Here is a 25825-nt window from a genome sequence, read left to right on the forward strand (position 1 = left end):
ATGTTAAATACGAGAGAGGTCATTGCAGAATCGGGTGTTCAATTTGGCACCAGTGGGGCTCGTGGGTTGGTCACGCAGTTTACTCCAGAGGTCTGCGCGGCTTTTGCTCATGCGTTTTTACACGGGCTATCTGGACGATTTGTATTCAAGCAAGTGGCGCTTGCCATTGACAATCGTCCAAGCAGCGCAGCTATGGCGCAAGCTTGTATTGCTGCGATTGAAGCTGAAGGCTTCGAAGCCATCTACTACGGTGTTATTCCTACTCCAGCGCTAGCTTACTCGGCGATGCAAGATGATATTCCGTGTATCATGGTCACCGGCAGTCACATCCCCTTCGACCGCAATGGTCTAAAATTTTATCGTCCAGATGGTGAGATCACCAAAGTGGATGAACAGGCGATTCTCAACGCAGAAGTTGATTTTGACAGAGAAATCATCCAGCCCAAACTCTTAGAAAGTTCGAGAGCCGCCGAGCAATATGTTGAGCGTTATACAAGTCTGTTTGAATCCGATTTGCTGAAAGGTAAGCGCATTGGAGTATATGAACATTCAAGTGCAGGGCGTGATATATACCAAGGGTTATTTGAAGCATTAGGTGCTGAGGTAATTGCTCTAGAGAGAACCGATGAGTTTGTGCCAATTGATACCGAAGCCGTAGCTGAATCAGACCGGTTGAAAGCGCGTGCTTGGTCGCAAGAGTATAATCTTGATTTTATCTTCTCAACCGATGGTGATGGTGATAGGCCGCTTGTGGCAGATGAAAACGGTGCATGGTTGCGTGGCGATATCTTAGGGCTCCTTTGTGCACAAGAGATGAACATCGAAGCATTAGCGATACCAGTGAGTTGTAACTCAGTGATTGCAAGTTCGCCAATATTCAAGACGGTCTCCAAAACCAAGATTGGTTCGCCTTATGTGATTGCTGAGTTTGGCGAATTATTGGCAAACTATCAAACAGTAGCTGGTTTTGAAGCAAACGGTGGATTTCTTTTAGGCTCTGACATCACGATCAATGGTCATTGTTTAAAAGCGCTTCCTACTCGTGATGCGGTGTTGCCTGCGTTAATGTTACTTTCCCTAGCGAAAAACTCAGCGATTGAAAGCTTGGTAAGTAATCTACCACAGCGCTTTACACATAGTGACCGCATTCAGAATTTTGCGATAGAAAAGAGCTTGTCGGTATTGGAATATGGTCGTCAAAATACTAAACAGTTATTAGAGCTCCTAGGTTTTGATGATCTTGATGTTGTCTGTGTGGATAATACCGACGGTCTAAGGTTAGAGTTATCGAATCATACCATCATTCATTTGCGTCCGTCCGGTAATGCTCCTGAACTTCGCTGTTATGCAGAATCAAATTCAATCGAAAAGGCAAATCAAATCGTAGCATGCACGTTAGAAAAATTAAGGACGATTGAACTCGATAATTTATAAGGAGTGTTTTTGTTCCTGTCTTTTCTGATTTATTTCGAATTGTTCGTGTAATAGCTAGGGTATAGTTGCACGAACCTATTGCTAGGTAGTATTAACATAAAATGAAAGTATCAATAATAACGGTTTGTTACAATTCGGAAAAAACTATAGGGGATACTATCAATTCAGTAGCTTCGCAAACATATAGAGATATCGAGTATATCATTATCGATGGTGGCTCAACAGACAGTACTAATGACATCATTAAAAGGTACTCTGGTGATGTGGATGTTTATCTTAGTGAAAAAGATGAAGGTCTTTATGATGCTATGAATAAAGGAATAAAACTGGCTAGTGGTGATGTCATTGGTATTTTAAACTCAGATGACTTTTTTGTCTCTCAATCGAGTGTATCTGATTTAATGTCGGGTTTTAATCAATTGAATATTGATGCAGTGTATTCTGATCTCGTTTATGTACAAGCCGATGACACTGGCAAAGTCACGAGGCTTTACAGTTCTAAAATTTTCAGAAAGTCACTGATTAGATTTGGCTTAATGTTACCGCATCCTACTTTCTATGCTAAAAAGTCTGTTTATGAAAAATGCGGTTTCTATAAATTAAATTATAGAGTAGCAGCCGATTTTGAGTTTATAGCCCGTTGTGTGAAAAAAGGGATGATATTCAATCGGGTACCTAAGATAACTGTAAAGATGAGAGAGGGCGGAATAAGCTCTAGTGGTTTTATGTGGCGAATTCATCAAAATGCAGAGATCGTTAGAGCCTGTCGAGAAAATGGGATCTATACAAACCTTGCTATGGTTGCGCTTAAGCTGCCTTACAAAATATTCACATTACTGATTCGAAAATTTGTGAGTGTTTAAGTTATGACAATTCTAGTTACAGGCCCTACTGGCTTTGTTGGACGTGAATTGACAAAGTTGAAAAGGGATTTTCGCTGCGTTGTTCGTTTAGGTGAAAACCATCCATTTAAAAATATATACACCGTACCTGGCATCGACTCATATACTGAATGGGGGAGTTGCTTTGATGAGGTTGATTCGCTAATTCATTTGGCGGGGCTAGCGCACAATAATTCTTTTTCGGTGGCTAACTATAAAGCTGTAAATACAGATGGGACTTTGAGGCTTGCTTTAAAAGCTGCAGAATCTGGTGTAAAACGCTTTGTTTTTGTTAGCTCCATTGGTGTAAATGGAACATCAACCACTGATAAACCATTCATATCAAATGCCAAAGAAAACCCCCACAATGCTTATGCACAATCTAAATACGATGCGGAAATTGGTTTAAAGAAAATTTCTGAAGAAACGGGACTTGAAGTTGTGATTGTGCGACCAACGTTGGTCTACGGAGCGAATGCACCAGGTAATTTTGGTATGCTCACGAAGCTAGTCAATAAGTTGCCGATTTTACCCTTTGGTTTAGCGTATAATCGACGTGACTTCATTGCCGTGCAGAATTTGGCTGATCTTTTAATTACTTGTGCTACGCACCCAGATGCCGCAGGTCATACCTTTTTAGCGAGCGACGGTGAAACAGTTTCTATCCAAGAATTTACAAATGCCATAGCTGAAGGACTTGGGAAGAAAGTTATCCAATTGCCAATTCCAGTGAGTCTAATGCGTCTCATCGGAACATTAACCGGAAAATCAGTTATGATTGAACAGTTGTATGGCAACTTAGAAGTGGACTCTTCTAACATCAACGATGTGTTAGGTTGGATACCTCCGCTAACAATGAAGCAAGCAATGGCAACATTGCGTGATACCGGAACAAAATAATATATGATTCGTCTTTTAGATTTCCTAGCCGCATTCTTTGGCTTGCTGTTTCTGTGGCCAGTGCTATTGATTGTCACCATTATTGGCCTCTTTGACACAGGTTCTCCGATTTTTGTTCAAACTCGAGTAGGCAGAAATAAAAAGCCATTCAAGTTGATTAAGTTTCGTACCATGTCGGTAGAAACCAAGTCTGTAGCAAGCCACTTAGCGAACAATGCATCAATCACTAAACTCGGTGCTTTTCTTCGTAAAACCAAAATCGATGAATTACCTCAGTTGATTAACGTGGTGAAAGGCGAAATGAGCTTGGTGGGGCCGCGTCCAAATTTGTTCAACCAAGAAGAACTGATTAAAGAACGTGATGCCCTAGGGGTATATGATGTTCTACCCGGTATCACTGGCCTTGCTCAGGTGCAAAATATTGATATGTCTACACCGCAGCTATTGGCAAAAACAGATAAGCAGATGATTGATACCTTGACGTTAAAAGATTACTTCAAGTACATATTAATGACAGCAACGGGCAGTGGTAGTGGTGATGCTGTGAAGTAACACTGCTTTCAATTTATCTACAAAGACTTTTTAAACCAACGCCAGTACAATACTGGCGTTGGTTTGTATTAGAGAAATAACATGGCTAGGCTTAATTTTATCTGGACCCTCTCAAGGTTTAACAAACGCATTATCAGCGTATGTATAGACACATTTTTTATTATTGCTTCTTTCTATGCCGCGTATTGGACTCGCATTGGTCATATTCAGTCACTTGATGATGTTTCTACTCGCTATGTAATTCTAGGTACGTTAGCGGTGACGCTTTTTGTCTATACGCGACTTGGGCTATATCGTGCTGTGCTTCGTTATTTGACCTTTCATGCGCTAGCGGTGGTGAGTGCTGGTACGGCAATCTCGGCGGCAACGGTTGCGATACTTGCATTTTATTTTGATGCGTCAATACCGCGTTCAGTGCCTATTATCTATGGCACCTTTCTTTGTTTGTTATGTGGTGGTTCGCGGCTCATTGTTCGTGTACTGGTTGCGCAAGTTAATGGCAAAGGGAAGAAAAACGTTCTTATCTATGGTGCCGGTTCTGCTGGTAGGCAATTGGCTTGGGCGTTGCGTTCATCTGAAACCCATAAAGTCGTGGGTTTTATTGATGAAGATTCGACTCTTGAAAATACCGTGATCATGGGGTTATCGGTAAGAAATCTCAAAGAGGCCTCTGCTGCCGTTGATAAATACAATGTACATCAAATTCTATTAGCAGTGCCGAGTGCGTCGCGTGCGCGTCGTAAGCAAATTTTAGATGGACTAGTGCCTCTTTCCGCTGAAGTGCTCACGGTGCCGGATATGAAAGATATTGTAGAAGGCAAGGCAACAATTGATGAGTTGAAAGACGTTGCGATAGATGATTTGCTCGGTAGGGATGCAGTCACACCACAACGGTCATTGCTGGAAGCCAATATAAAAAACAAAGTCGTGATGGTGACCGGTGCTGGTGGTTCGATCGGTTCTGAATTGTGTCGTCAAATTCTTTCATGTAAACCGAAAACCCTTATCCTGTTCGAATTGTCTGAATTTGGCTTGTACCAAATAGATCGTGAGCTACATCTGCTTGCAAAAGAAAAAGGGCTCGATGTTGAAATTATCCCACTGTTAGGGTCTGTTCAACGCATCAACCGCTTGTCCGTGGTGATGAAAAGTTTTGCAGTCCAAACCATTTATCATGCCGCTGCCTATAAGCACGTACCCTTGGTGGAATACAATGTTGTTGAAGGGGTACGTAATAATGTGTTTGGTACTTACTACACTGCAAAAGCGGCCATTGAAGCTAAAGTTGAATCATTTGTGTTGATTTCGACTGATAAAGCCGTCAGACCGACTAATGTGATGGGTACGACAAAACGTATGGCAGAATTAGGCCTTCAAGCTTTAGCTGAACAAGAGAAAATGAAAAGTGATGGCACTCGTTTTTGCATGGTGCGCTTTGGTAATGTTCTTGGTTCATCAGGTTCTGTTGTCCCGTTATTTAAGAAGCAAATCTTGAAAGGTGGGCCATTAACGGTAACTCACCCTGATATTATCCGCTATTTTATGACGATTCCTGAGGCGGCCCAGTTGGTAATTCAAGCTGGAGCAATGGGCAAAGGGGGCGATGTATTTGTCTTGGATATGGGTGAACCAGTCAAGATTATTGATCTTGCGGAAAATCTAATCCGGTTATCTGGCCTTGAAGTTAAAAATGAAGAAAACCCTTATGGTGATATCTCAATTGAATTCTCAGGCCTACGTCCAGGTGAAAAGTTATTCGAAGAGCTTCTTATTGGCGATAATGTCGAGCAAACGGCTCATGAAAGGATCATGACCGCGAGTGAGCGGTTTTTACCCCTGTCGGACTATACATGTTTGTTAGAGCAATTAGATTCTGCTTGTCATAATTTTGACCATGAAAAAATTCGCGAATTATTGATCTCAGCACCGACTGACTTTAATCCTTCTGATGGTATTTGCGATCTAGTTTGGCATCGGTTGCATGATGGTAGTGAGCCACCCTGCGAGATACGACATTAATTTAAAAGAGCCCCATTGTTGGGGCTCTTTTGGTTTATAGGGTTTGATCTGAACAGGATGCGCTTTTGACGATAAAGCCGGCAGATTATTTTTCGATATAACTCGAAGAATAATAGTGATGAGCTTACTTATTGCTCGTGTGGTTTCATAATTGTGAGTCGATATTTAAGGGGTGTAATTTATGAACATCATTCATCATGGCGGAAAACATACGGTCACTGGCTCTTGCCATGAACTCAATCTTAATGGTGTTGGAGTGCTCATTGATTGTGGTTTAGTGCAGGGGAAAAGTCCAAAGTCGGTCAACATCGAATTTGCGGTTCGTCATATCAAAGCGTTGGTGTTAACACATTCGCACATTGATCATATCGGGCGTATTCCCTGGCTATTGGCCGCCGGCTTTAACCAACCGATTTACTGCACTCCCGCAACCGCAGAGCTTGTGCCACTGATGCTCGAAGATGGCTTAAAGCTTCAACTGGGGCTTAACCATGGGCAGCGCCATCGAGTATTGGATCGCGTCAAGTCACTGATTAAGCCGATTGAATACGGCGTGTGGCAGCCACTTTCTCGTGATCTCCCTCATTGCTATTTTCGCTTCAACCCAGCAGGTCATATATTAGGTTCGGCATTTGTCGAGTTTAAATTACCAAATAACGAGATTGTGGTTTTTTCTGGTGATCTCGGTCCAAGCCATACACCACTGCTGCCAGACCCAGTTTCGCCACCACGTGCGGACTACCTCTACATTGAAACGACCTATGGCGATAAAGTTCACGAAAGTGTCGAGCAAAGGTCGCAGCGCCTGCAGGCCATTATCAACCGTTCACTGCAAGATGGCGGCACGATCTTGATTCCTGCGTTTAGTGTTGGTCGAACTCAGGAATTACTGTTTGATATCGAGCAATTGATTTTCGAACATGGTATTGCTGGCAATATTCCGATTATTTTAGACTCGCCGATGGCGCAAAAAGTAACCAAGTCTTATCGCCGTTTTAAAAAACTGTGGGGCAAAGAAGCGAAAGTGCGTTTAGACGCAAAGCGGCATCCATTGGCTTTCGAGCAGTGTATAACGGTTGAAGATAATCGCTCACATCATGCTTTAGTGAACCGCTTAGCCTCAACGGGTGAGCCCGCAATTGTTGTTGCTGCTTCTGGTATGTGTGAGGGTGGGCGAGTGATGGACTATCTACAAGCGCTATTGCCAGATCAGCGCACCGACGTCATTTTTGCAGGTTACCAAGCTGAAGGAACGCTAGGTCGCGCAATACAGCAAGGTGATAACCAGGTGTGGATTGATGGTCAACAAACGCAGGTTAACGCGTTCATTCATACCATGTCTGGCTATTCAGCCCATGCAGATCAAGCAGACCTGTTGCGTTTTATTGAAGGTATTGCTGAAAAACCAAAGCAGATCCATCTAATTCACGGAGAGCCGGAAACAAAGCAAGCTTTTGCTGTAAAGCTCAGAAGTGCGGGGTATAAGGTTGTGAGTTGAGGTGAGTCAGCGAACGAAGGTTTGCGTTTCTCTTTCCTTGGTGGGAAGGTATCATACTTCATCCGTTAGAATTCGAGCATCCCGTGCTAAGGTGAATACGATGACTTTAAACCCTCAACGTTGGAAACAGCGTCTACAAAACTTATCCAAAGCGCAGCATCGTCTTGAAAAAGCTTGTTCTCAAAAAACTTACAATGAACTAGAGCTTGCTGGGTTAGTGCAAACGTTCGAGTTTTCATTTGAGTTAACTTGGAAAACGCTAAAAGATTTACTTGAATTTGAAGGTTTTGATGTTGCTTCACCACGAAGTGTTATTCGTACCGCATTAGAGGCGAGACATCTTTCTTCTGAACAATGTGAGGTGCTACTTGAAGCATTGATGAAGCGAAATCTGCTATCACATACCTACGATGAAAAAAATGTCCTTGAAGCACAACAGCTTATTGTGGAACGTTTTTCTCCGGTAATTGGTGAGATTACCGACTATTTAGAAGTGAAAAATTTAGAGGCAAAAAGTGGTCAGTAAAGCCCTTGTCTCAATAAAAATTGGTTTAAAACTTCATCAATATCAGCTATTGAACGACGTAATATTGTCCAACCCTTTGGTTGAGCGTGCGTGGGTTTTTGGCTCTCGGGCGCTGGGTACATTTAAAGAGAGTTCAGATATCGACATTGCGTTAGAAGGGAAAGCGCTCACCTTAAATGAGATTGCGCTGATGCTTGATACCTTGGATCAATCATCTTTACCATACAAGGTCGATTTGTTGATTAAGCATAAAATCACTTCACCTGAATTGTTGGCCCATATCGAACAGCATGGCTTGCAGATCAAGTGAAAGCCGAACCCCCTTAATACCCTTTATCAAAATCAATACGGTTTTCCAGTTGGAAACCTTCACGCCATAACTGGTAGTTGCGTGTGAAAATCTCTACCACCTGCTCAGGAAAACTGACAGCGGCAATGTGCGGAGTTAACGTGATGCTCGGGTGTTGCCAAAACGGATGTTCCCTATCGAGCGGTTCTTGCTCAAATACATCCAGATAGGCGTGTTGAATGTGGCCCAGTTCAATCGCGGTAATGAGATCACTCTCGACGAGGTTTTTGCCGCGTCCGACATTAAACAATAATGCCTGTTGGCAATGACTCAGCGTATTCTGGTTTAACAAACCGAGCGTTTGAGGCGTATTGGGTAAGGTACTGACCACAATATCGGCTTGGGCAAAGGCCGCGCCAAGTTCATTGACATGATAGGTCTGATCAAATTGGCCACTTCTAGCAGGGATCCCAGTACTATTAACCCCAACAACCGTTAAACCAAACGCTTTTGCTACCTGTGCTAAGTGACTACCAATCGCACCCGTGCCGAGTATAACCATGGTTTTGCCATTAATTGACTGGTAAGCATGCGGTAGCCATTGTTTGTGTTGCTGTTGAACTTGATAGCGTGGAAAGTGCCTGAAATGTGCAATAGTGTAGCCAAGTACATACTCGGCAATTTGTTGGCCGAAGATGCCTTTTACATTGGTCAATTGGTAATCTTGACGCAAATTAGGATCAATTAAAGTATCCACACCGGCATAGGCTGATTGTAGCCACTCTAGATTAGGGAAGTCTTGCAGACACTTTGCGGCCATTGGGGGAGCTGCTAGCAGAATAGTTGCTTGGTGGCGCTCTGTAGTGATAACCAAGTCTGTCAAACCCGCTTTCTCTAGAGCTTGGCGGTAAATCTCATCATGCTCGGTAAGAATATACACTTTATCGGTGAAATTGTTCATCAGCTTTGCTTTTTTCCCTGTTGTTTATCAAGTACACTTCCGCTGTCTTTTTCTGCAACGATTGAGTGATTATGCTACAAAACCCTCTACAGGTTCGTCTTGAGAAATTTGAACCTTGGCAACAAATTACTTTTATGGCGTGTTTGTGTGAACGTATGTACCCGAACTATGCCATGTTTTGCGATAATGCTGAATTTGCTCATGCGCGAGTATATCGCGATATTCTAGACAGCGTTTGGGAATTGCTCACGGTAAAAAGTGCCAAAATTAATTTCGAGAATCAGTTAGAGAAGTTGGAAGAGATCATTCCAAGCTCGGAAGATTTTGATGTTTACGCTGTTTATCCTGCAATTGATGCGTGCGTAGCGTTATCTAACTTGCTGCATGGCTTGCTTGACCGTGATTATTTGTATGAAAACATGCAAAAAATCAGTCAAATTTCAGTGCTGACAGTCGCTCAATTAGAAGAAGCGCAAACCGGCGAAGCTATTAATAACGAAAACCAAAAGCAGAATGAAGCGGTTTGCGAAGAATGGGATATCCAGTGGGCTATTTTCCGTCCACTTCGTGAAGCGGTTGAACGCGACATTGATTTAATTAAAGATCTACGTCAAGAGCTGCGTGATGAAGGCGTGAGCAACATTGGTGTAAGTCTTTAGCTCCATTGAAATAGCGAACATTTATCACGATGAAAACTAACTGGCGAGATCGATGGCTTAAATTCAAACATACGATTTTAGAGGCGATGGATTTTCGTTCTAGGATTTGGGTGGTGAGAATTTCAGAAACTCGTTTGAAAGATGAATCTTTTATCATCAATGAAGATAGCTTTAACGAGCCTTTGCAATGGATGAAAAGAAGATCCTATTCATCGGTTATGCTGGCGCAAGTCGAGCATATGAAATGTTCCCAAGTTCATATCTTTACGGTTGGCAATCAAACACACCAACTGTTAAGGGTTAAATAGATTCTCTTCTATTTTAAAACCAATCTCTTGGTTTGATACGTTGGGTTAGCACGCGACTAGAAGATTGTTATCCAATAATGGTGAGATGTAAAAGCTTGAGTTAAGTATAAGTGCCGGGCATAAAAACGGCACTTATACTTATTGGGTTACATGATTACTGTGAGGTGTTAGGTCTTTGTGACCAAGGAGAGCGAGCATCCGTTCTATCGTATAATTGATGTTTCTTCCTCAACATTTGCCCACCATCGCGAGTGATTGGCTCCCAGTTAAGTATTGCTCTGTTCGTGGACGGTTTTACGGTCATGATGTCAAAAGGAATTGATACATAAAATCCCTTATTATAGCTTCCTTCCCCATACTCATCGGCCGTTAAGTCTGTAAATACCGCATAAACGCCGGCAATCACACCTGACTTGAATTGTTTAGAAAAATCAACTCGAGCACCAATGTCTCCACCTAAGAATTTTCCTGCACTGATTTTAAATAATGTACTTTCAAGAAATGCCCAATCAGGTGTGTAGTAAGTGGTTAGATGACCTGTTGTTCCTTGGTTTAATACATAAGCTCGGCAACTTGTTGGATTATTAATACAAGTAGTAGAGTTCGGATTTGAACCATCGTAGTAGAAATAATCGTCTGAATAAATTCCAAACCAAGAATCAGCCTCTCGTTGACTTAGGTAATTCATATCAACTCCTACTGCCCAATTTGATCTCATCGGACGATATAATATTTCACCACCCACACCAGCAAACATCGACTCTAGATAACCCCCGTAAACTTGTGTGTAAATGTTCTCTGTTGGTTGTTCAAACCAAGTTAACTGTAATTGACTCAGGCGTACTGGATCTTGTACATAACTACGGAACATGGTACGAACTCGAGGCGTTGCCTCATTGCGGACGTGTGGTGATTGTGGGCTATCAACACCGTAGTTGAATTTGTCGTAGTTATCGACAATATTGATATAGATTGCACCGCCAAGCTCAAGCTTAGGCGTGATCCAATAATTGGAGTGTGCACTTAGACCTAGGCTGAATAAATAGAAAGCTTCTGGTCCACCAAGAGATTGTTGTAATGAGGGCGATAAACCGTAATCCCAACGTTTGATAGACTGAGCTACTATCGGTGAAGATAATGGGGTTGGTTCTTGGTATTTATCGAAGGTCGACGAAGGCGTAACCCCAAGTTGGTCATAATTGGCTGCCGAGATATAATCATCCCGGTTAATGATGGTTTCAGTCAATACCATGCTATTGTTTTGTTCAATAATATGAAATTCCGTAATGTCATCATTACCGTATCGAGTTAAAACCGCTGCCGCCCGTTCAAGTGCTTCATCTCTATCGCGATATTTTACTTGTTCACCGGTGACGATGATCTTGTTGTCTGACACGGCGATAGTGTTTTGCTGATAGCCAGCATTATGCTGAAGTTCAGCCGATGCTTGTTGCCAATCGTTGGATGTAGGAGAGGCTTGAACCTTGGTTTTAGGGGTATCCAACCAACTTGCTTTCATGTGATTAAAATTGGTATAAAAATTAAAGCCTAACGTGAGTGTATCGCCTCGTTGATAACTGACTTTAGCATCTCCCCAGTCACCTAGTCGGTAATTAATACCGATATTCCATGGTGTATGCTGAGTCATATCTGAGTTAGCTCTTATTTGTGGCCAATCTTCAGAGTAATCGTTGCCATCGTATTCAATTTTAATTCGCAGTGGTTCGTAAGGTGTTTGATATTCTATACCGCCAAACAATGCCGCAGGGCCTTTAAACCAACGTCCATAGTCAACCATGCCACCTTTGTCTTTAAAATCACTCGGGCGGTTACAGAATCGGTCGCTTATCTTACAGACTGGATTACTGACATTACCGCTTTGACCAATGTATCCCCAGCCGAGTCCCAGGGTGAAATCAAGGTTACCAAAACGTTTGGTAGCAGCAACAAATTCACCATCAAACATGCCGGTACCACCGAAATCTCGTAGGCCAATTGACGTTTCTGGCAACCAGTAACTTTCTTCAATGAGGCGAACTTTAAAATCCATGCCTTTGTCTGTATACAGGTTATCGCCGCTGTAGTCAGGATTAGAATTATAGAGAACATTGGGTAAGCGGGTATAACGAATGGTCGCATCAAGCCATGGCATCACTTGCATGGAAGCAACGTAATGGTGGTAGTCGTTATTAACGCTGATCCCGACATTAAATTCACCTTCTTCAGCCATGCGACCGGAAGGCATTTGCATTAAACCAGTACCACCAAAGTCCATTTGTGACGGTTTCCAATCATTTGTGCTGCTCATGACAACCGATGCATAACTAACAGAGAACAGGCTTAGAGATGAAATAAAAAATGAAGAATATTGAAGTTTCATAGAAAGCCTTTTCTTGACTGAAGCAGCGAAATAATCTCGCTTTCGAAATCTAATAACTGAGCATTTGGTCTGTTAAATCCCACAAAAATAATACTGCCTGGCGCTAGGATAGTTTGTTCATCATTCCAGTAGGCGTATCCCACTTTTTTTGTATGGCCATCTGGGTAAATCACCCAAACATTGCTGCTGTTTGCACTTGATAGCAATGTTGTTTGCTTAAGATAATCGGCGACAGTTAATCCACCGATAAATGGTTTAGTGACAGGCACAAAAAGTAACCCTTCAATATGAATTGTTTTTGGTCTTTTCGGTGTTATTAACTCAAAATTGCCCTTAAGTTGCGGGTTATTCTGGGGGGTGATCCGTATCGTATCATAATCGAGATTGATGAATTCACGATAACCAACATCCCAGCGGTTTATCTGTTGCTCCAATAAAGCAATACTTGCTTTAGATTTAGGATGAACGTGTGTGTATGCGCTCAAGCGTTGGAGTAAGGTTTGTTTTCTTTTTTCTACCTCGCTCTCTTTATCTTGATTAAAAAGCATATTGTTTAATGGATAACCAAGCAACGCAGCTAGTGGTCCGTTTTGGCCGTCATAAGCTATTTCTACGTTTTTTTGCTGGTTAATGATGTCAGTGAATATTTTTTCAAGTCGTTCTGGTTGGTTGTATTCAAGTACTTTCTTTTCATTGGGTAAATGTATTGTTAGTACGGAAGCAAAGCTGCTGGCCGAAAAGGCAGCCATAATTAGAGCTAAAAGACAATGATTCATAAATGACAACCTATGATTACTGAGATTTATAAGGTTTTAATATTTCCATGTCGACTTTTAAGGCATCAGGAATTAACCATTGTGATGACTTGACGACATTGCCGTCACTATCAACCCAGAAGGTATTGTTCATGCTTTTACCACTGTTATTGAATTGAACGTTTTCTTGCCAAACAGTGGTGTTTTTTTGCCACAGCACTGATTCAATATATTCGGTGGTAACTTGACGGGTTGAGATTGTAGCGAGTTGGCCGAATTGATATCCAGGCTGCCAATCGTATTGAGCTTGCCACTTATCATTGCTGGTTAAAGATGGAAAGTTTTTTAGAGGCAATAGGTTATCAAGGTTTGCGCTAGGCATATTGACGGTTTTGATGATTCTGCCATTTTCAGTGACAATCATTGCGCGGTCAGAAGAGAGCCACTTATACTGTTTTGCATTGGACACTGGATTTATGTCAATGAATGCCAACACCATAAAAATTTGTGCTTTATCGTTGAGAGTCACGTAGCTGCTTAAATAAGGGATCTGCTCGATTTGCTGCTTGGTTAATGTCACATCATCGACACCGAATGCCGCAAATTTAATAGAGTCATTAATACTAGAAAACTTAGTTGAACAGCCACTAGCAGTCATTAATCCCAAAGATAGCAGAGTAAGGACCAGGGGCTTAGCTGTTTTTATTTTTCTCGACATCGATATTATCCGTTTACATCAGTAAGTTGTTGTTTATGCTAGGCATAAAAAAACATCCTTAACAAAGTATTAAGGATGTTTGTAGGCTCAAACTTAGTTTGTTGTGCCGTCAGTACCTGTTGTTCCATCGCTGTCTGATGCAGCAGCAACTGCTACAACGGCAACAGCAAGAGCACCAGCTACAATACTAGATGTAGCAGCAGCGCCAGCTGCTGTAGCCGATGCGCCTTCAGCACCAGCTGCAACAACAGCTTCTTCAGCAAACACCGTGCTTGATAAACCTAAAGCAACTAATGCTGCTAATGCAATTTTTCTCATAATATATCCTTGTAAATTTACAAATAAAAACATCGATGTCGGTAATGCATAAGCACACCTATTGACATAGTATTCAAAATAAGTGCCAAAGTAAAAAATTATCAACATTCATTGAGCTTTTTAAAGAGTTCTATCCCATTTAATCTCTTTGTTTTTAAAGTATAAATACGGTCACTATTAATTAGTTGAGTAGGTATAAGGTATTTAGTATGCTATGTGTCGATATTCATTTGAGTTGGCAACATTAGCATTTAGGATTTTGCAGTGATTAATTATGGACGAGCGATGAAATCACTGGTTGTACTGCTAGGGTTGGGTGCTATTTGCCGTCAAGCTTTTGCTTCTCCTTGGTTAGAAGCATCTGATCCTTTTGTGCGTTCAGATCTCACCGCCTTGTCAGATTCGGGCGCCATCAATAGTCCTATCAACCACTTTCCAATGCTCTGGTCGATGTTAGATAGTTCTATTTCTCAGTTTAATATTCGCTCTCCCTCCTTACGCTCTGAATATTCTCATATCAAATACCTTTATCAAGCTGCTCAGTTGGAGCGTGGAAATCGCAAGTTTGAAGTAGCCATGAATAGCGAACCGTTGATAAAGAATGCTTTTGGCCAAGTGAATAATGATCACTGGGGTGTTTATGCCAGCTATGAAATGCTTAAGCCACATTACGCCTTCCGTTTGTCGACTGGCTATTCTGATGATGGTGAAGATCGAGATATACGTTGGAAAGACAGTTATTTAGCGCTCAATGCTGGTGGGTGGGTTTTTAGCATTGGTACTTTGCCTCGCTGGTGGGGACAAGGTTGGCAGCATAATTTGGTATTGAATACACACGAGTCGGTACCTGAGATTAGCCTTAGCTATACGAGCGAAAATAACTGGTTGGGTGTTTGGAGTTTGGAAACATTAGTCAGTGATGTTGACGATATTTACCAATATCAATGGTCTTCTCGATTAATAAGTAAGCCATTTTCTATACTGGAATATGGCCTTACTTACCATCAGTGGCTGAAACCTATTGATGACAGTGATTATCTAGATGAGCAAGTAACCTTCGATGCTAAGTTATCGCTACCTAGCGTTCGTGATTTTTATCATAGCGTTTATGTTGAAGTTGCTTCGGATTTTAGAGCCTCTCAGCTTGGGGCATTATTGTTTGGTTGGTCTGGTTTTATACCCTTCGATAAACATTCTTTTCGTTTGGTTATTGAACGACAACAAGGTCGTGATGATGATTTACATGTCTTGACAGACATGAAGTTATTTAATGATAAGTTAATGAGAAATAGCTATTTAGTGGAAGATGGTTGGTCTGTGTCTGGTTACGTGCAGCTAGCGAATGACCATCAAATAGAAGCGACATATCAAGAGCAAACACAGTACCAACAGCAGGGCAAAGAATTGTATCAGGTAAGTTATCGACTCCCAGCGTTGAGTGGAAGACTTACCTTTGGTGTGGACAGAGAGCAAAGTGAAAGTAATCAGACGAATTATTGGTCGAACTACGAATTTCGATTTTAACGTAGCTCTTTTAGATAAAAAATAACTAATTAAAGATGATGGCTAGCATAAAATGATGAAGTGTAATTTTTTCTTTAACTCTTTCCTGCTGGTGTTTGTGGCTATTTTGCCAAGCACTGCGTTAAGTTTTACTCCAACAGCAGCGCAAATATCTCAATTTAAATCGCTTCCAAAGGCCCAGCAAGAGCAGTTAGCAAAGCAGTATGGGGTTGATTTAAATACTATCTCTTCAGCATCTGCATCAAACGGAGAAAATGAAAAAGAAAAAATTGCTGAGCCGAAAAGAGCAACTTCCATTCAAGACAATTCGAATGTTGAGTCGTTAAACTTAAAAGAATCTGATGAATCTGAACTTCCGCTATTTGGTTACGATTTATTTGTTGGTACTCCAATGGATTTTACACCAGTGGATAATCTTCCAATCCCTTTAGATTATGTAATGGCACCTGGTGATGAAATACTGGTTCAGCTTTATGGTAAATCCAATCAGCGTTATTCAGTGACTATCGATCGTGATGGTAAAGTGGATTTTCCAGAGTTAGGTGCCGAATACATTGCAGGACAAACATTTGGAGAAATTAAGCAATACATCGTGAGTTTGGTTGAAAGAAAGCTTATTGGTGTTGAAGCCATTGTTTCTTTAGGAAGCATGAGAACAATCCAAATATATGTTGCGGGTGAGGTGATTCAACCAGGGGCTTATAATGTCAATGGGCTTACTACGCTAACTCAAGCTATTGTGGCAAGTGGTGGTGTCAAAAATAACGGAAGCTTACGCAACATTCAGCTAAAGCGTAAAGGGAAGGTAGTTCAATATTTTGATGCTTATAATTTATTGCTTAATGGTGATAATTCACAAGATGTGCGGTTGCAAGCGGGCGATACTTTATTCATTCCCACCAGACAAGCCAGCGTTTCAGTTAAAGGTGAGATTACTCGTCCGGCAAAGTATGAGCTTAAAGGAAAGACAACTCTTGAGTCTATGCTAAAAATGGCTGGTGGTGCTTTGCCTGATGCGTATCTTTCATTGGTTAATGTCCGCCGAGTAAGTACTAGTGGTGTGGAACTCATAACCTTAGACTTTTTAAATAACTCTCACCGTTCATTTGTTCTCCAGCCAGGGGATGAAGTGTCTCTTGCTCCTGTTAACCAAAGTTTTAGTAATGTTATTGCTGTTCGTGGTGAAGCCATTAGGCAAGGTGTTTATTCTTTTGTTCCTGGAATGAAAGTTAATGATGTGATTAAAAACATCGAACAAGATTTAAAAGAAACGGCCGATCTTCGTTATGCACTCTTAGTGAGAGAGAGCATAGCTCCTCGTAAGCTTCGAGTTAAACAATTCAGTTTGCTTAATGCGATCTCTCATCCTTCATCTGAGGATAATTTAGTTCTTCAAGCCCGTGATCAAATTTTCATATTCGATAATGGTATTGATTTGGAATATTGGTATCGCAAAGATAAAAATAAAAAGGTCGATGTAGCGGTTAGTGAGCAAGCTAAATTTGTTGAGGTCGTTGACCAAACGACTGGCGCGTTGGTGGAGGTCGACACCACTACTCAACTTGAGTCTTCAGGAGTAGAAAAGGTTTCTAAGAGTGATCGTCTTAAAAAAAGCAGTCGGGAATTATTACTTGAACCTATCATTGAGCGTCTGAAAGCACAGGCAACGTTTGATTCTCCTGCACAACTTATTGAGATAACGGGTGCAGTTAAGTACCCAGGTATTTATCCCTTACCTGATCAAGCGAATTTTAAAGCATTGATTGATGCGGCTGGTGGATTTGCGGAACATGCTTACCTTACTCTGGCGGAAGTAACACGTTCTCAGCGTATTAATGATAGTTTTGATGTTGAGCACTATACGATCTCCCCTCGCAAACTGATCGATGGCGATATGTCGTTTGATTTTGTTGCTCAAGATTCGATTATGGTAAAACGTCAACCCAATTGGCAGCGTGATCTATCTATTGAACTGCAAGGTGAGGTTAAATTTCCTGGAACATATGCCTTTGCTCGCGGTGAAACGCTCTCTGATATTATTGAACGAGCAGGAGGTTTTACTCGATTTGCCTATCCGAAAGGTGCGGTATTTAGCCGTGAAAGTTTAAAGCGCCAAGAGCAAGAGCGATTAAAGTTACTTAATGCTCAACTAAAGCAGGAAATCGGTAGTTTAGCGCTGCGCCGTCAAAGTTCTTCGGCTAGCTATACCACTAGCCCTAATGATGCTATGGCCATTACAGAAGAGTTAGCCAAAACAGAAGCCCTTGGTCGGTTAGTTATAGATTTAAAGCAAGCTGTGGCAGGTGATAGCGTCAACAATATTATGCTAGAGAACGGTGATAAGCTATACGTTCCAGCTCTTCAACCAATACTCAGTGTGATGGGGGAGGTTCAATTTGCTTCGAATCATACTTATCGCCCAGGAATGAGTATAGAAGATTATATATCTGCAGCTGGTGGAACGAAAAAGCAAGCTGATACTGATCGAGTCTATGTGATTCGTGCCGATGGTTCGGTGATGTTGCCAAATAGTTCTTTCTGGTTTAGTCGAAAATCAAAACCGCTAGAGCCTGGTGATACGGTTGTGGTGCCAATTGATACTGATTACTTGGATGGGTTAAGTACTTTAACGTCTGCAACTCAGATACTGTACCAAATTGGTGTTGCTTGGAGTGCCATCAAAGATTAATAGGCCTTTGTCATTTTTATGTTGGCGCAGTGAGTGCGCCACTGGTTGATAGTGTGTGATTATGAATAAACCAATGTTACAACAACCTATATTTAGTCATGTTGATAGACTGAATGTTTCAGATGATGAGATTGACTTACGAGAGCTTTTTGGGGCGTTATGGAAGGGAAAACTGATCATTGTATTATGTACAGCAGCCTTTGCTATTGGCGGTGTCATCGTTGCACTATCAAAACCAAACACCTACCAAGCGCAAGCAAGCCTAGTTGCCGCTAACGAAGAGAGTGGCGGAGGGTTAGCTGCGATGGCCGGAAAGTTGGGTGGTTTAGCTTCTTTGGCGGGTATTAATCTAGGCAGTGGCCGTTCTGGAGATAAAGCGATGTCTTTGGCCATATTACAGTCTCGCCAGTTTATCAATGCTTTTATCAATCGCCACCAATTATTAGTTCCTTTGATGGCCGCTGACTCTTGGGATAGCGTGTCTGGTAATATGATTATCGACCCGACTCTTTATGATATAGAAACACAACAATGGGTTCGAGAAACTTCCCCCCCGCTTTCTACTATTCCTAGTGATTGGGAGGCTCATAAAGCATTCAAAAAAATCTTTTCGGTCTCTGAAGCTAAGGATAATGGATTGGTAACAATATCAATTACTCACCTTTCCCCACTTATAGCTCAGCAGTGGGTTGAGTTGCTCGTTAAAGACCTAAATGATTGGATTAAAAATGAAACATTGACGGAAACCCGTCAGAATATTGCTTATCTTGAGCAGCAATTAGAAAAAACCAAATTAGTCGATATGCAGTCGGTCTTTTATCAGTTGATTGAAGAGCAGATGAAAAGCTTAATGTTAGCAGAAGTTAAAGATGAGTTTGCCTTTAAAACCATTGATCCAGCCGTTGTCCCTGAAGAAAAAGCGGGGCCTAAACGGGCCTTGATTTGTGTTTTGGCTACGCTACTTGGTGGAATGCTTGGTGTTGCGATTGTGTTAGTTAGATTTGCCTTTAGAAGGCCGTAGATTACTTGCTATTTCGTTTAAGAGAAATTGAACAACCCCTTATTACTGCTTTTCATAACAGCAGCAAGTTGCCTGCCTTGATTATGTAAAAACAAAAAATCCGATATCTTTGTTTCGATATCGGATTTTTGATATTCAGTTTAACGTGAATTAAGCGTGCGTTTGTAAATACGCTTCCAACACTTCCATTGAAGTTTGGGTCACTAGCTCACAGTCAAGATAACAAGCCACATCATTTCCGTTGCGCACGCCTAAAAGCGTTGCTTTCTCACCGTTGTTGTAAGTGATGTTCATTTGTATGGTGTTGTCATCAATTTTCTGCATTTCACCTTTTTCAATCATCGAGCTTATTGGTGATTATTCTTCATCTCGATTTTCAATGACACCGTGTTTCTTTTTCCACATTTCCCAGCGTTGGTAGGCCAACTGCTGCATGTCGGTGATCTTGTCAGCCTCATCTACAATTTGCTCACCTAGTAAATATTCAAAGATATCTTCTAAAGTCAAAATGCCTTGTACTGTACCGTATTCATCGACAACTAAGGCTAGCTGTAGGCGCTTTTTCATGATTTGCTCGAACGCTTTAAACAGGCTCATTTTGTTTAAAAGCGCATGCAGTGGGCGCATCACTTCTTCTAAACGTTTCTCACCTTGTCCTTTTTGTTGCAGCTTAAATAGCTCCAAACGAAGCACAAAGCCGACAATATTGCCTTTGCTTTGGCTGTATACCAGTGGACGTGAGAAAGGTGTTTCACTGTGTTGCTGTAAAAATTCATTGATGGTCATTTCGCCATCGACGCGAAATAGTACCGTGCGTGGCGTCATTACTTGGGTGACCGGGACATACTGAATACTCAACAAGTTATTGAGTATTTTTGATTCGCCTTCGGTAAGCTCACCACTTTCATTGGCAAGTAGTGCCATAGCCGATAATTCATCGCGCATTTTAGGTTGTTCAATATTACGAGCCAAACGCTTGGTGATCTGCTCTGAAAACCAGACAAATGGAGTCAATGCCCAAACCATCCAACGTAGTATTGTGGCAGCAACCGGTGCCAGTTGACGCCAGTAAGTAGCGCCTAGGGTTTTGGGGACAATTTCAGAAAGTACCAAAATACCTAACGTTAATACTGCAGAGAACACCCCCAGCCATTCGCTGCCAAATACCACAGCAGCTTGTGCACCAGCACTAGCTGCACCGATGGTATGAGCGATGGTGTTTAGCGTTAAAATTGAAGCCAGCGGGCGATCAATATCCGCTTTTAACTGGTTGAGTTTTTCAGCAGCAGGGTGCTGTTGTTGACGTAGTTGAGCAAGATAGCTTGGTGTAATGCTTAATAACACCGCCTCTAAAACCGAACAGATAAAAGAGACACCGATAGCAACGGTAATATAAACCGTAAGCAAAAACATGAATGATCCTTAGTAAGATATACCATACCAATAGTGCGTTTCACGATACCTGAACATGACTGGTGCTGATATTTTAAGTCGTCTACTGACTTGAAATATCAGGCTATTCAAGTATAGACACGCTATAAATAAGGCTTTCAAGCATGAAAAACAAGCCAATGTGCTTTGTTAATCAGTAACAAATTGTGAGTTAATGCTCATATTGTGGTTAAAAGTAAGGCATAGAGACAAAAGTTCGGTGACAAACCTTTGCCAGACGGGGGCTTTATGATTTAGAGTGATCGCAATTCGATAACCTATAAGAAGGGAAACCTAATGAACAAGACCCAATTAATCGACTTTATCGCAGAAAAAGCAGACCTATCTAAAGCACAAGCAAAAGCTGCTCTTGAAGCGACTTTAGGCGCAGTTGAAGGCGCTCTCAAAGAGGGTGACCAAGTTCAACTAATTGGTTTTGGTACATTCAAAGTAAACCACCGTGCAGCGCGTACTGGCCGTAACCCTAAAACGGGTGCTGAGATCCAAATCGCAGCAGCAAACGTTCCAGCATTCGTAGCAGGTAAAGCGCTGAAAGATTCAGTGAAATAATTTATACTACGCCGAGATACTCTCTTGGCGTAGATTCTTCCCATGAAAAAATTCCTGTTACCATCTCTGTGCTCTCTTTTCCTTATCGGATGCACCGCTTCTAGCCACACGCCCAATATTGAACAATACGTAAATTATACCAGTGGACAAACGATGGGTGATGCCACCAGTTTTTATTGGTATACCGAGCGTCTGGTTTTGCCCAACAGCGCTGCTGACTATGTTAATTCTGGCGAGTATGGTGGCTATCAAACCAATTACCGTTGGGACGAAGGCTCATTGCGAGAGTTAAAGCGAGAAGGTTCATTACCGAGCAACAATAACTTGGTGCCTTATAGTATTCATCTGCGTTTTAATAAAGATGGTGAAGCGGTTTATCAACAATATCGTGTTGATGGAAAAGTGCTGCCATTGAGTAAAGAGCAGCTATCTATTTACCTTGCGCAATCTCAGTATGTTGCTTCTGTTACTAAAGACAATCGCGGTTTGTCATTAATCCAAGGTGTTTGGGATGGTGAAGTGTTTGCAAGCTGCACTGGCAATCAATACAGTCAAGTTGAATTCAATCAGAACTTGCATCGCGTTGATACAAGCTCTTCGTCACCGAAGCATTACCTCGCTTTTCTTGGTAAGGTTCGCAATAACCGCATGTATGTTGAGAAGCTGTTAATGCAGGCCGATGAAAACCATGGTTGTGTAAATAAGCCTCAATTGATAGAAGATTAAAAAATAAGGCGTTCATCGAACGCCTTATTGACAAGATGTGATGAGCTGTTTTTAGTTTGACTCTTGCTCACGTGCAATCGCGCGGTAACCAATGTCGTTACGGTAGAACATACCATTCCAACTCACTTGTTTAGTAAGAGCGTAAGCGCGCTGCTGAGCTTCTGATACGCTATTACCGAGTGCTGTTGCACACAGTACTCGGCCGCCGTTAGTGACTACATCGCCAGCATCGTTGTTGGTTGTACCTGCGTGGAAAATTTTCTCACCTTCCACTTCTTGTTGTGGTAAGCCTGAAATGACATCACCTTTAGCGTAATCAGCCGGATAACCGCCAGCAGCAAGAACAATACCGATAGACGCACGAGGGTCCCATTTCGATTCCATCTGATCAAGTTTACCGTCGATAGCTGCCAAACAGAGTTCAACCAAGTCAGATTGCATGCGCATCATAATCGGTTGGGTTTCTGGGTCACCAAAACGGCAGTTGTATTCGATCACTTTTGGTGTGCCAGCAGCATCAATCATCAAACCTGCGTATAAGAAACCCGTATATGGGTTACCTTCAGCTGCCATGCCACGTACGGTAGGGTAAATCACTTCTTGCATCACACGGTCGTGAATTTCAGCGGTCACAACTGGCGCTGGGGAGTAAGCGCCCATACCGCCAGTGTTGGGGCCGGTATCTTTGTCGCCGACACGTTTGTGGTCTTGGCTGGTGGCCATGGGTAACACATTTTCACCATCAACCATCACGATAAAGCTTGCTTCTTCGCCATCTAAAAATTCCTCGATGACCACGCGGCTGCCTGCATTGCCAAAAGCATTGCCTGCCAGCATATCTTTAATCGCATCTTCCGCTTCTTGTAGGGTCATTGCCACGATAACGCCTTTACCAGCAGCAAGGCCGTCAGCTTTGACAACAATCGGTGCACCTTGCTCACGTACGTATGCTAAAGCTGGGTCAATTTCAGTGAAATTGGCGTAAGCCCCGGTTGGAATTTGATGACGAGCTAGGAAGTCTTTAGTGAAAGCTTTAGAACCTTCAAGTTGCGCCGCTGCCTGAGTTGGACCAAAAATAGGTAATCTAGCTTCACGGAAAGCATCAACCACGCCAAGAACCAATGGAACTTCAGGGCCAACAATGGTCAGTTCAATCTGTTTTTGTTTGGCAAATTCAACTAGTTCAGAGATGCTCTCTACGCCAATGTTGACGTTTTCTAGTTTAGGCTCAAGTGCTGTTCCTGCATTGCCTGGCGCAATAAATACAGTTTCAACTTGAGAGTTTTGCGCGACTTTCCAACCAAGAGCGTGTTCGCGACCGCCAGAACCAATAATTAAAACTCGCATATTTAAAATTCCTTAATCTTAAAATATCGTTCACTCAAAGTAGTTGCTGCTGTGGCGTCGTTAACGACGCCACACTGCCAAATACGAAGAGAGTATTAATGGCGGAAGTGACGCATTCCGGTAAAGATCATCGCCATGCCGTGTTCGTCGGCGGCGGCAATCACTTCGTCATCACGCATTGAACCACCAGGTTGGATCACGCATTTTATACCCGCTTCTGCAGCGGCATCGATGCCGTCACGGAATGGGAAGAAAGCGTCTGATGCCATCACACAACCTTCTACTTGTAGTCCTTCATCTGCGGCCTTAATCCCAGCGATTTTCGCCGAGTAGACGCGACTCATTTGGCCAGCGCCCACGCCGATGGTCATATCACCTTTAGAGTAAACAATTGCGTTAGATTTCACGTATTTCGCTACCTTCCAGCAAAATAGTGCGTCTTTTAGCTCTTCTGCGGTTGGTTGGCGTTTAGAGACAACTTTAAGCTCTTCGGCTGAAACCATGCCTTGGTCACGGTCTTGCACCAGTAGGCCGCCATTAACGCGCTTGACATCAAAGCCTGTTGTCTTAGTTGACCATTGACCGCATTCAAGTAGGCGAACGTTTTTCTTCGCCGCAACTACTTCTACCGCTTCCGCTGAAACAGAAGGAGCGATGATCACTTCAACAAATTGACGTTCCACGATAGCGGCTGCAGTTTGGGCGTCTAGCTCACGGTTGAACGCGATGATGCCACCAAATGCAGACGTTGGGTCAGTTTGGTAAGCGCGGTTGTATGCTTCAAGAAGGTCACCGCCCAGTGCAACACCACATGGGTTAGCGTGCTTTACTATCACACATGCTGGCTCGGCGAATTCTTTCACGCACTCAAGTGCTGCATCGGTATCGGCGATATTGTTGTAAGACAGCGCTTTGCCTTGGATTTGGCGTGCAGTCGAGACTGAGGCTTCCTCTGGATTGGCTTCAACATAGAAAGCGGCCGCTTGGTGACTGTTCTCACCATAGCGCATATCTTGTTTTTTGAGGAACTGCTGGTTGAAGGTGCGAGGGAATTTGCTCTCTTCATCGGCCTTCTTTCCTTCGTCATCAAGTAAAGAGGCGCCGTAAGAAGGAACCATAGTGCCGAAGTAGTTGGCGATCATGCCATCGTAAGCTGCAGTATGTTCGAAGGCCGCAATCGCAAGGTCAAAACGAGTTTCTAGAGTAAGAGACTTATCGTTAGCGTCCATCTCAGCAATTACACGGTCATAGTCATGTGCATTCACCACGATAGTTACGTCTTTGTGGTTTTTAGCCGCAGAGCGAACCATGGTTGGGCCACCGATATCGATGTTTTCTACGGCATCGGCTAGGGTACAACCTGCTTTTGCTACGGTTTCTGCAAATGGGTACAAGTTCACTACCACCATATCAATGGCTTGAATACCGTGTTTTTGCATGATTTCATCATCTTGGCCGCGGCGGCCCAGAACGCCACCATGCACTTTCGGGTGTAGTGTTTTCACACGGCCATCCATCATTTCAGGGAAACCGGTATAGTCAGAGACTTCTGTTACTGCAATACCTTGGTCTGCCAATAGGCGAGCGGTGCCGCCAGTAGAAAGAATATCGACACCACGCTTCGTTAATGCTTGAGCGAACTCAACAATGCCGGTTTTGTCTGATACGCTGATCAATGCGCGGTGAATAGGACGAGCGTTATTCATGCTTCGGTCTTCCTCAAATCATGGAGTTAATGGGAAATTTGATGGCGCACATTCTAACCAAATAATTACAAAAAAGCTCGCGCAATCGTTTGCCATTGCAAAAATAATTGTAGAAATGGCGAGGATAGGCAATAAAAGTTACGAAAAGGTTAATTGAGGTGTTTATGTTTCAGATCGGTGAATTAGCAAAACGGTGTGGTGTATCGACAGATACATTACGTTTTTATGAAAAAAATGCGTTGATTAAGCCAGCAGGGCGCAGTGAGTCTGGTTACCGTTTATATAATGAAGAAAACCAGCAACAAGTCAGTTTTATTCTTAAGGCGAAAGGAGTCGGACTGAGTTTAGATGAGATAAAAGAACTATTAGAAATTAAATTGGAAGCAACGGTACACAGTTGTGCGGAAGTGAAATCGATCACCTCAGCAAAATTGATGTCAATCGACCAAAAAATTGCTGAACTGACCACTATTCGTCAAGCATTAAAGAAAATTAATGATGCGTGTTGCGGTCATGCTGAAGATAACGCCAGTCACTGTTCTATTTTGACCGCGTTAGCTACCAATAAACCTTAGTTTGCATTTTTGATAACAGTGAGTGTTAGGGACGTTAT

Annotated in this window: 23 protein-coding genes and 1 pseudogene; 15 read left to right on the forward strand and 9 right to left on the reverse strand. The window is 42.4% G+C overall.

Going from position 1 to position 25825, the window contains the following annotated elements:
- The 8 genes from MCT08_RS02280 to MCT08_RS02315 all read left to right on the forward strand — a co-directional run bounded on the left by MCT08_RS02280 (position 1) and on the right by MCT08_RS02315 (position 8120).
- A complete protein-coding gene (locus MCT08_RS02280) occupies positions 1-1434 on the forward strand; it encodes a phosphomannomutase (RefSeq protein ID WP_274677805.1) in 1434 nt (477 codons plus the stop codon).
- Positions 1435-1535: 101 nt separating this feature from the next.
- Positions 1536-2297 (forward strand): glycosyltransferase family 2 protein, encoded by a 762-nt coding sequence (locus MCT08_RS02285; RefSeq protein WP_274677806.1) that lies wholly within the window; start codon positions 1536-1538, stop codon positions 2295-2297.
- Between the two features lie 3 nt (positions 2298-2300).
- Positions 2301-3215, forward strand: coding sequence for an NAD-dependent epimerase/dehydratase family protein (locus MCT08_RS02290; RefSeq protein ID WP_274677807.1), 915 nt, complete (start codon positions 2301-2303; stop codon positions 3213-3215).
- Between the two features lie 3 nt (positions 3216-3218).
- Positions 3219-3767: a sugar transferase gene (locus MCT08_RS02295; RefSeq protein WP_094151050.1), complete on the forward strand. Its 549-nt coding sequence runs from the start codon at positions 3219-3221 to the stop codon at positions 3765-3767.
- An 81-nt stretch (positions 3768-3848) separates the two neighbouring features.
- Positions 3849-5786, forward strand: coding sequence for a polysaccharide biosynthesis protein (locus tag MCT08_RS02300; RefSeq protein ID WP_274677808.1), 1938 nt, complete (start codon positions 3849-3851; stop codon positions 5784-5786).
- 181 nt (positions 5787-5967) lie between these two features.
- Complete coding sequence (locus tag MCT08_RS02305; RefSeq protein WP_274677809.1) at positions 5968-7284, forward strand: MBL fold metallo-hydrolase RNA specificity domain-containing protein; 1317 nt, start codon at positions 5968-5970, stop codon at positions 7282-7284.
- Positions 7285-7384: 100 nt separating this feature from the next.
- Positions 7385-7810, forward strand: a complete 426-nt coding sequence (locus tag MCT08_RS02310) for an HI0074 family nucleotidyltransferase substrate-binding subunit (RefSeq protein ID WP_172533261.1) — start codon at positions 7385-7387, stop codon at positions 7808-7810.
- The gene (locus tag MCT08_RS02315) at positions 7800-8120 is read left to right on the forward strand and encodes a nucleotidyltransferase family protein (RefSeq protein ID WP_274677810.1); all 321 of its coding nucleotides are present in this window, start codon (positions 7800-7802) and stop codon (positions 8118-8120) included. Before MCT08_RS02310 ends, MCT08_RS02315 begins: the two co-directional genes overlap by 11 nt.
- A 13-nt stretch (positions 8121-8133) precedes the next feature.
- Here MCT08_RS02315 and MCT08_RS02320 read toward each other — a convergent pair whose 3' ends face one another.
- Positions 8134-9060: a D-2-hydroxyacid dehydrogenase gene (locus MCT08_RS02320; RefSeq protein ID WP_274677811.1), complete on the reverse strand. Its 927-nt coding sequence runs from the start codon at positions 9058-9060 to the stop codon at positions 8134-8136.
- Between the two features lie 71 nt (positions 9061-9131).
- On the opposite strand from MCT08_RS02320, the gene MCT08_RS02325 reads away from it, so the two are divergent.
- Positions 9132-9719 carry a YjaG family protein gene (locus tag MCT08_RS02325; protein ID WP_053309670.1) on the forward strand — a complete coding sequence of 196 codons (588 nt, stop codon included), beginning with the start codon at positions 9132-9134 and terminating at the stop codon, positions 9717-9719.
- A 462-nt stretch (positions 9720-10181) separates the two neighbouring features.
- Here MCT08_RS02325 and MCT08_RS02335 read toward each other — a convergent pair whose 3' ends face one another.
- The 4 genes from MCT08_RS02335 to MCT08_RS02350 all read right to left on the reverse strand — a co-directional run bounded on the left by MCT08_RS02335 (position 10182) and on the right by MCT08_RS02350 (position 14198).
- A complete protein-coding gene (locus MCT08_RS02335; protein ID WP_274677812.1) occupies positions 10182-12407 on the reverse strand; it encodes a YjbH domain-containing protein in 2226 nt (741 codons plus the stop codon).
- Positions 12404-13183 (reverse strand): capsule biosynthesis GfcC family protein, encoded by a 780-nt coding sequence (locus MCT08_RS02340; protein ID WP_274677813.1) that lies wholly within the window; start codon positions 13181-13183, stop codon positions 12404-12406. Before MCT08_RS02340 ends, MCT08_RS02335 begins: the two co-directional genes overlap by 4 nt.
- A gap of 16 nt (positions 13184-13199) precedes the next feature.
- Complete coding sequence (locus MCT08_RS02345; protein WP_168520704.1) at positions 13200-13880, reverse strand: YjbF family lipoprotein; 681 nt, start codon at positions 13878-13880, stop codon at positions 13200-13202.
- A gap of 93 nt (positions 13881-13973) precedes the next feature.
- A complete protein-coding gene (locus tag MCT08_RS02350; protein WP_274673383.1) occupies positions 13974-14198 on the reverse strand; it encodes a hypothetical protein in 225 nt (74 codons plus the stop codon).
- Between the two features lie 264 nt (positions 14199-14462).
- Between MCT08_RS02350 and MCT08_RS02355 the strand changes: the two genes are divergently transcribed.
- The 3 genes from MCT08_RS02355 to MCT08_RS02365 all read left to right on the forward strand — a co-directional run bounded on the left by MCT08_RS02355 (position 14463) and on the right by MCT08_RS02365 (position 19432).
- On the forward strand, positions 14463-15722 hold the full coding sequence (locus MCT08_RS02355) for a capsule assembly Wzi family protein (RefSeq protein WP_274677814.1): 1260 nt from the start codon (positions 14463-14465) through the stop codon (positions 15720-15722).
- A 52-nt stretch (positions 15723-15774) separates the two neighbouring features.
- The gene (locus MCT08_RS02360) at positions 15775-18411 is read left to right on the forward strand and encodes an SLBB domain-containing protein (protein WP_274677815.1); all 2637 of its coding nucleotides are present in this window, start codon (positions 15775-15777) and stop codon (positions 18409-18411) included.
- Between the two features lie 61 nt (positions 18412-18472).
- Positions 18473-19432, forward strand: coding sequence for a Wzz/FepE/Etk N-terminal domain-containing protein (locus tag MCT08_RS02365; protein WP_274677816.1), 960 nt, complete (start codon positions 18473-18475; stop codon positions 19430-19432).
- Between the two features lie 150 nt (positions 19433-19582).
- On the opposite strand, the pseudogene MCT08_RS02370 reads toward MCT08_RS02365, so the two are convergent.
- Positions 19583-19774 (reverse strand): annotated as a pseudogene (locus tag MCT08_RS02370) (hypothetical protein); the annotation flags it as partial.
- A 15-nt stretch (positions 19775-19789) separates the two neighbouring features.
- A complete protein-coding gene (locus MCT08_RS02375; protein WP_274677818.1) occupies positions 19790-20845 on the reverse strand; it encodes a CNNM domain-containing protein in 1056 nt (351 codons plus the stop codon).
- A 315-nt stretch (positions 20846-21160) separates the two neighbouring features.
- On the opposite strand from MCT08_RS02375, the gene hupA reads away from it, so the two are divergent.
- Together hupA and MCT08_RS02385 are read left to right on the forward strand one after the other, a co-directional pair.
- A complete protein-coding gene (gene hupA, locus MCT08_RS02380) occupies positions 21161-21433 on the forward strand; it encodes a nucleoid-associated protein HU-alpha (protein WP_010320328.1) in 273 nt (90 codons plus the stop codon).
- Positions 21434-21475: 42 nt separating this feature from the next.
- Positions 21476-22159: a DUF1481 domain-containing protein gene (locus MCT08_RS02385; RefSeq protein WP_053309661.1), complete on the forward strand. Its 684-nt coding sequence runs from the start codon at positions 21476-21478 to the stop codon at positions 22157-22159.
- A gap of 51 nt (positions 22160-22210) precedes the next feature.
- On the opposite strand, the gene purD is transcribed toward MCT08_RS02385, so the two are convergent.
- Positions 22211-23506 carry a phosphoribosylamine--glycine ligase gene (gene purD, locus MCT08_RS02390; protein WP_053309660.1) on the reverse strand — a complete coding sequence of 432 codons (1296 nt, stop codon included), beginning with the start codon at positions 23504-23506 and terminating at the stop codon, positions 22211-22213.
- Between the two features lie 95 nt (positions 23507-23601).
- Positions 23602-25212, reverse strand: a complete 1611-nt coding sequence (gene purH, locus MCT08_RS02395) for a bifunctional phosphoribosylaminoimidazolecarboxamide formyltransferase/IMP cyclohydrolase (RefSeq protein ID WP_274677129.1) — start codon at positions 25210-25212, stop codon at positions 23602-23604.
- 164 nt (positions 25213-25376) lie between these two features.
- Here purH and zntR point away from each other — a divergent pair, with 164 nt between their 5' ends.
- Complete coding sequence (gene zntR / locus MCT08_RS02400; RefSeq protein WP_053309658.1) at positions 25377-25787, forward strand: Zn(2+)-responsive transcriptional regulator; 411 nt, start codon at positions 25377-25379, stop codon at positions 25785-25787.
- Positions 25788-25825 lie beyond the last annotated feature (38 nt).

It is taken from the genome of Vibrio aestuarianus (assembly GCF_028858425.1).
GTDB classification, from domain to species: domain Bacteria; phylum Pseudomonadota; class Gammaproteobacteria; order Enterobacterales; family Vibrionaceae; genus Vibrio; species Vibrio aestuarianus.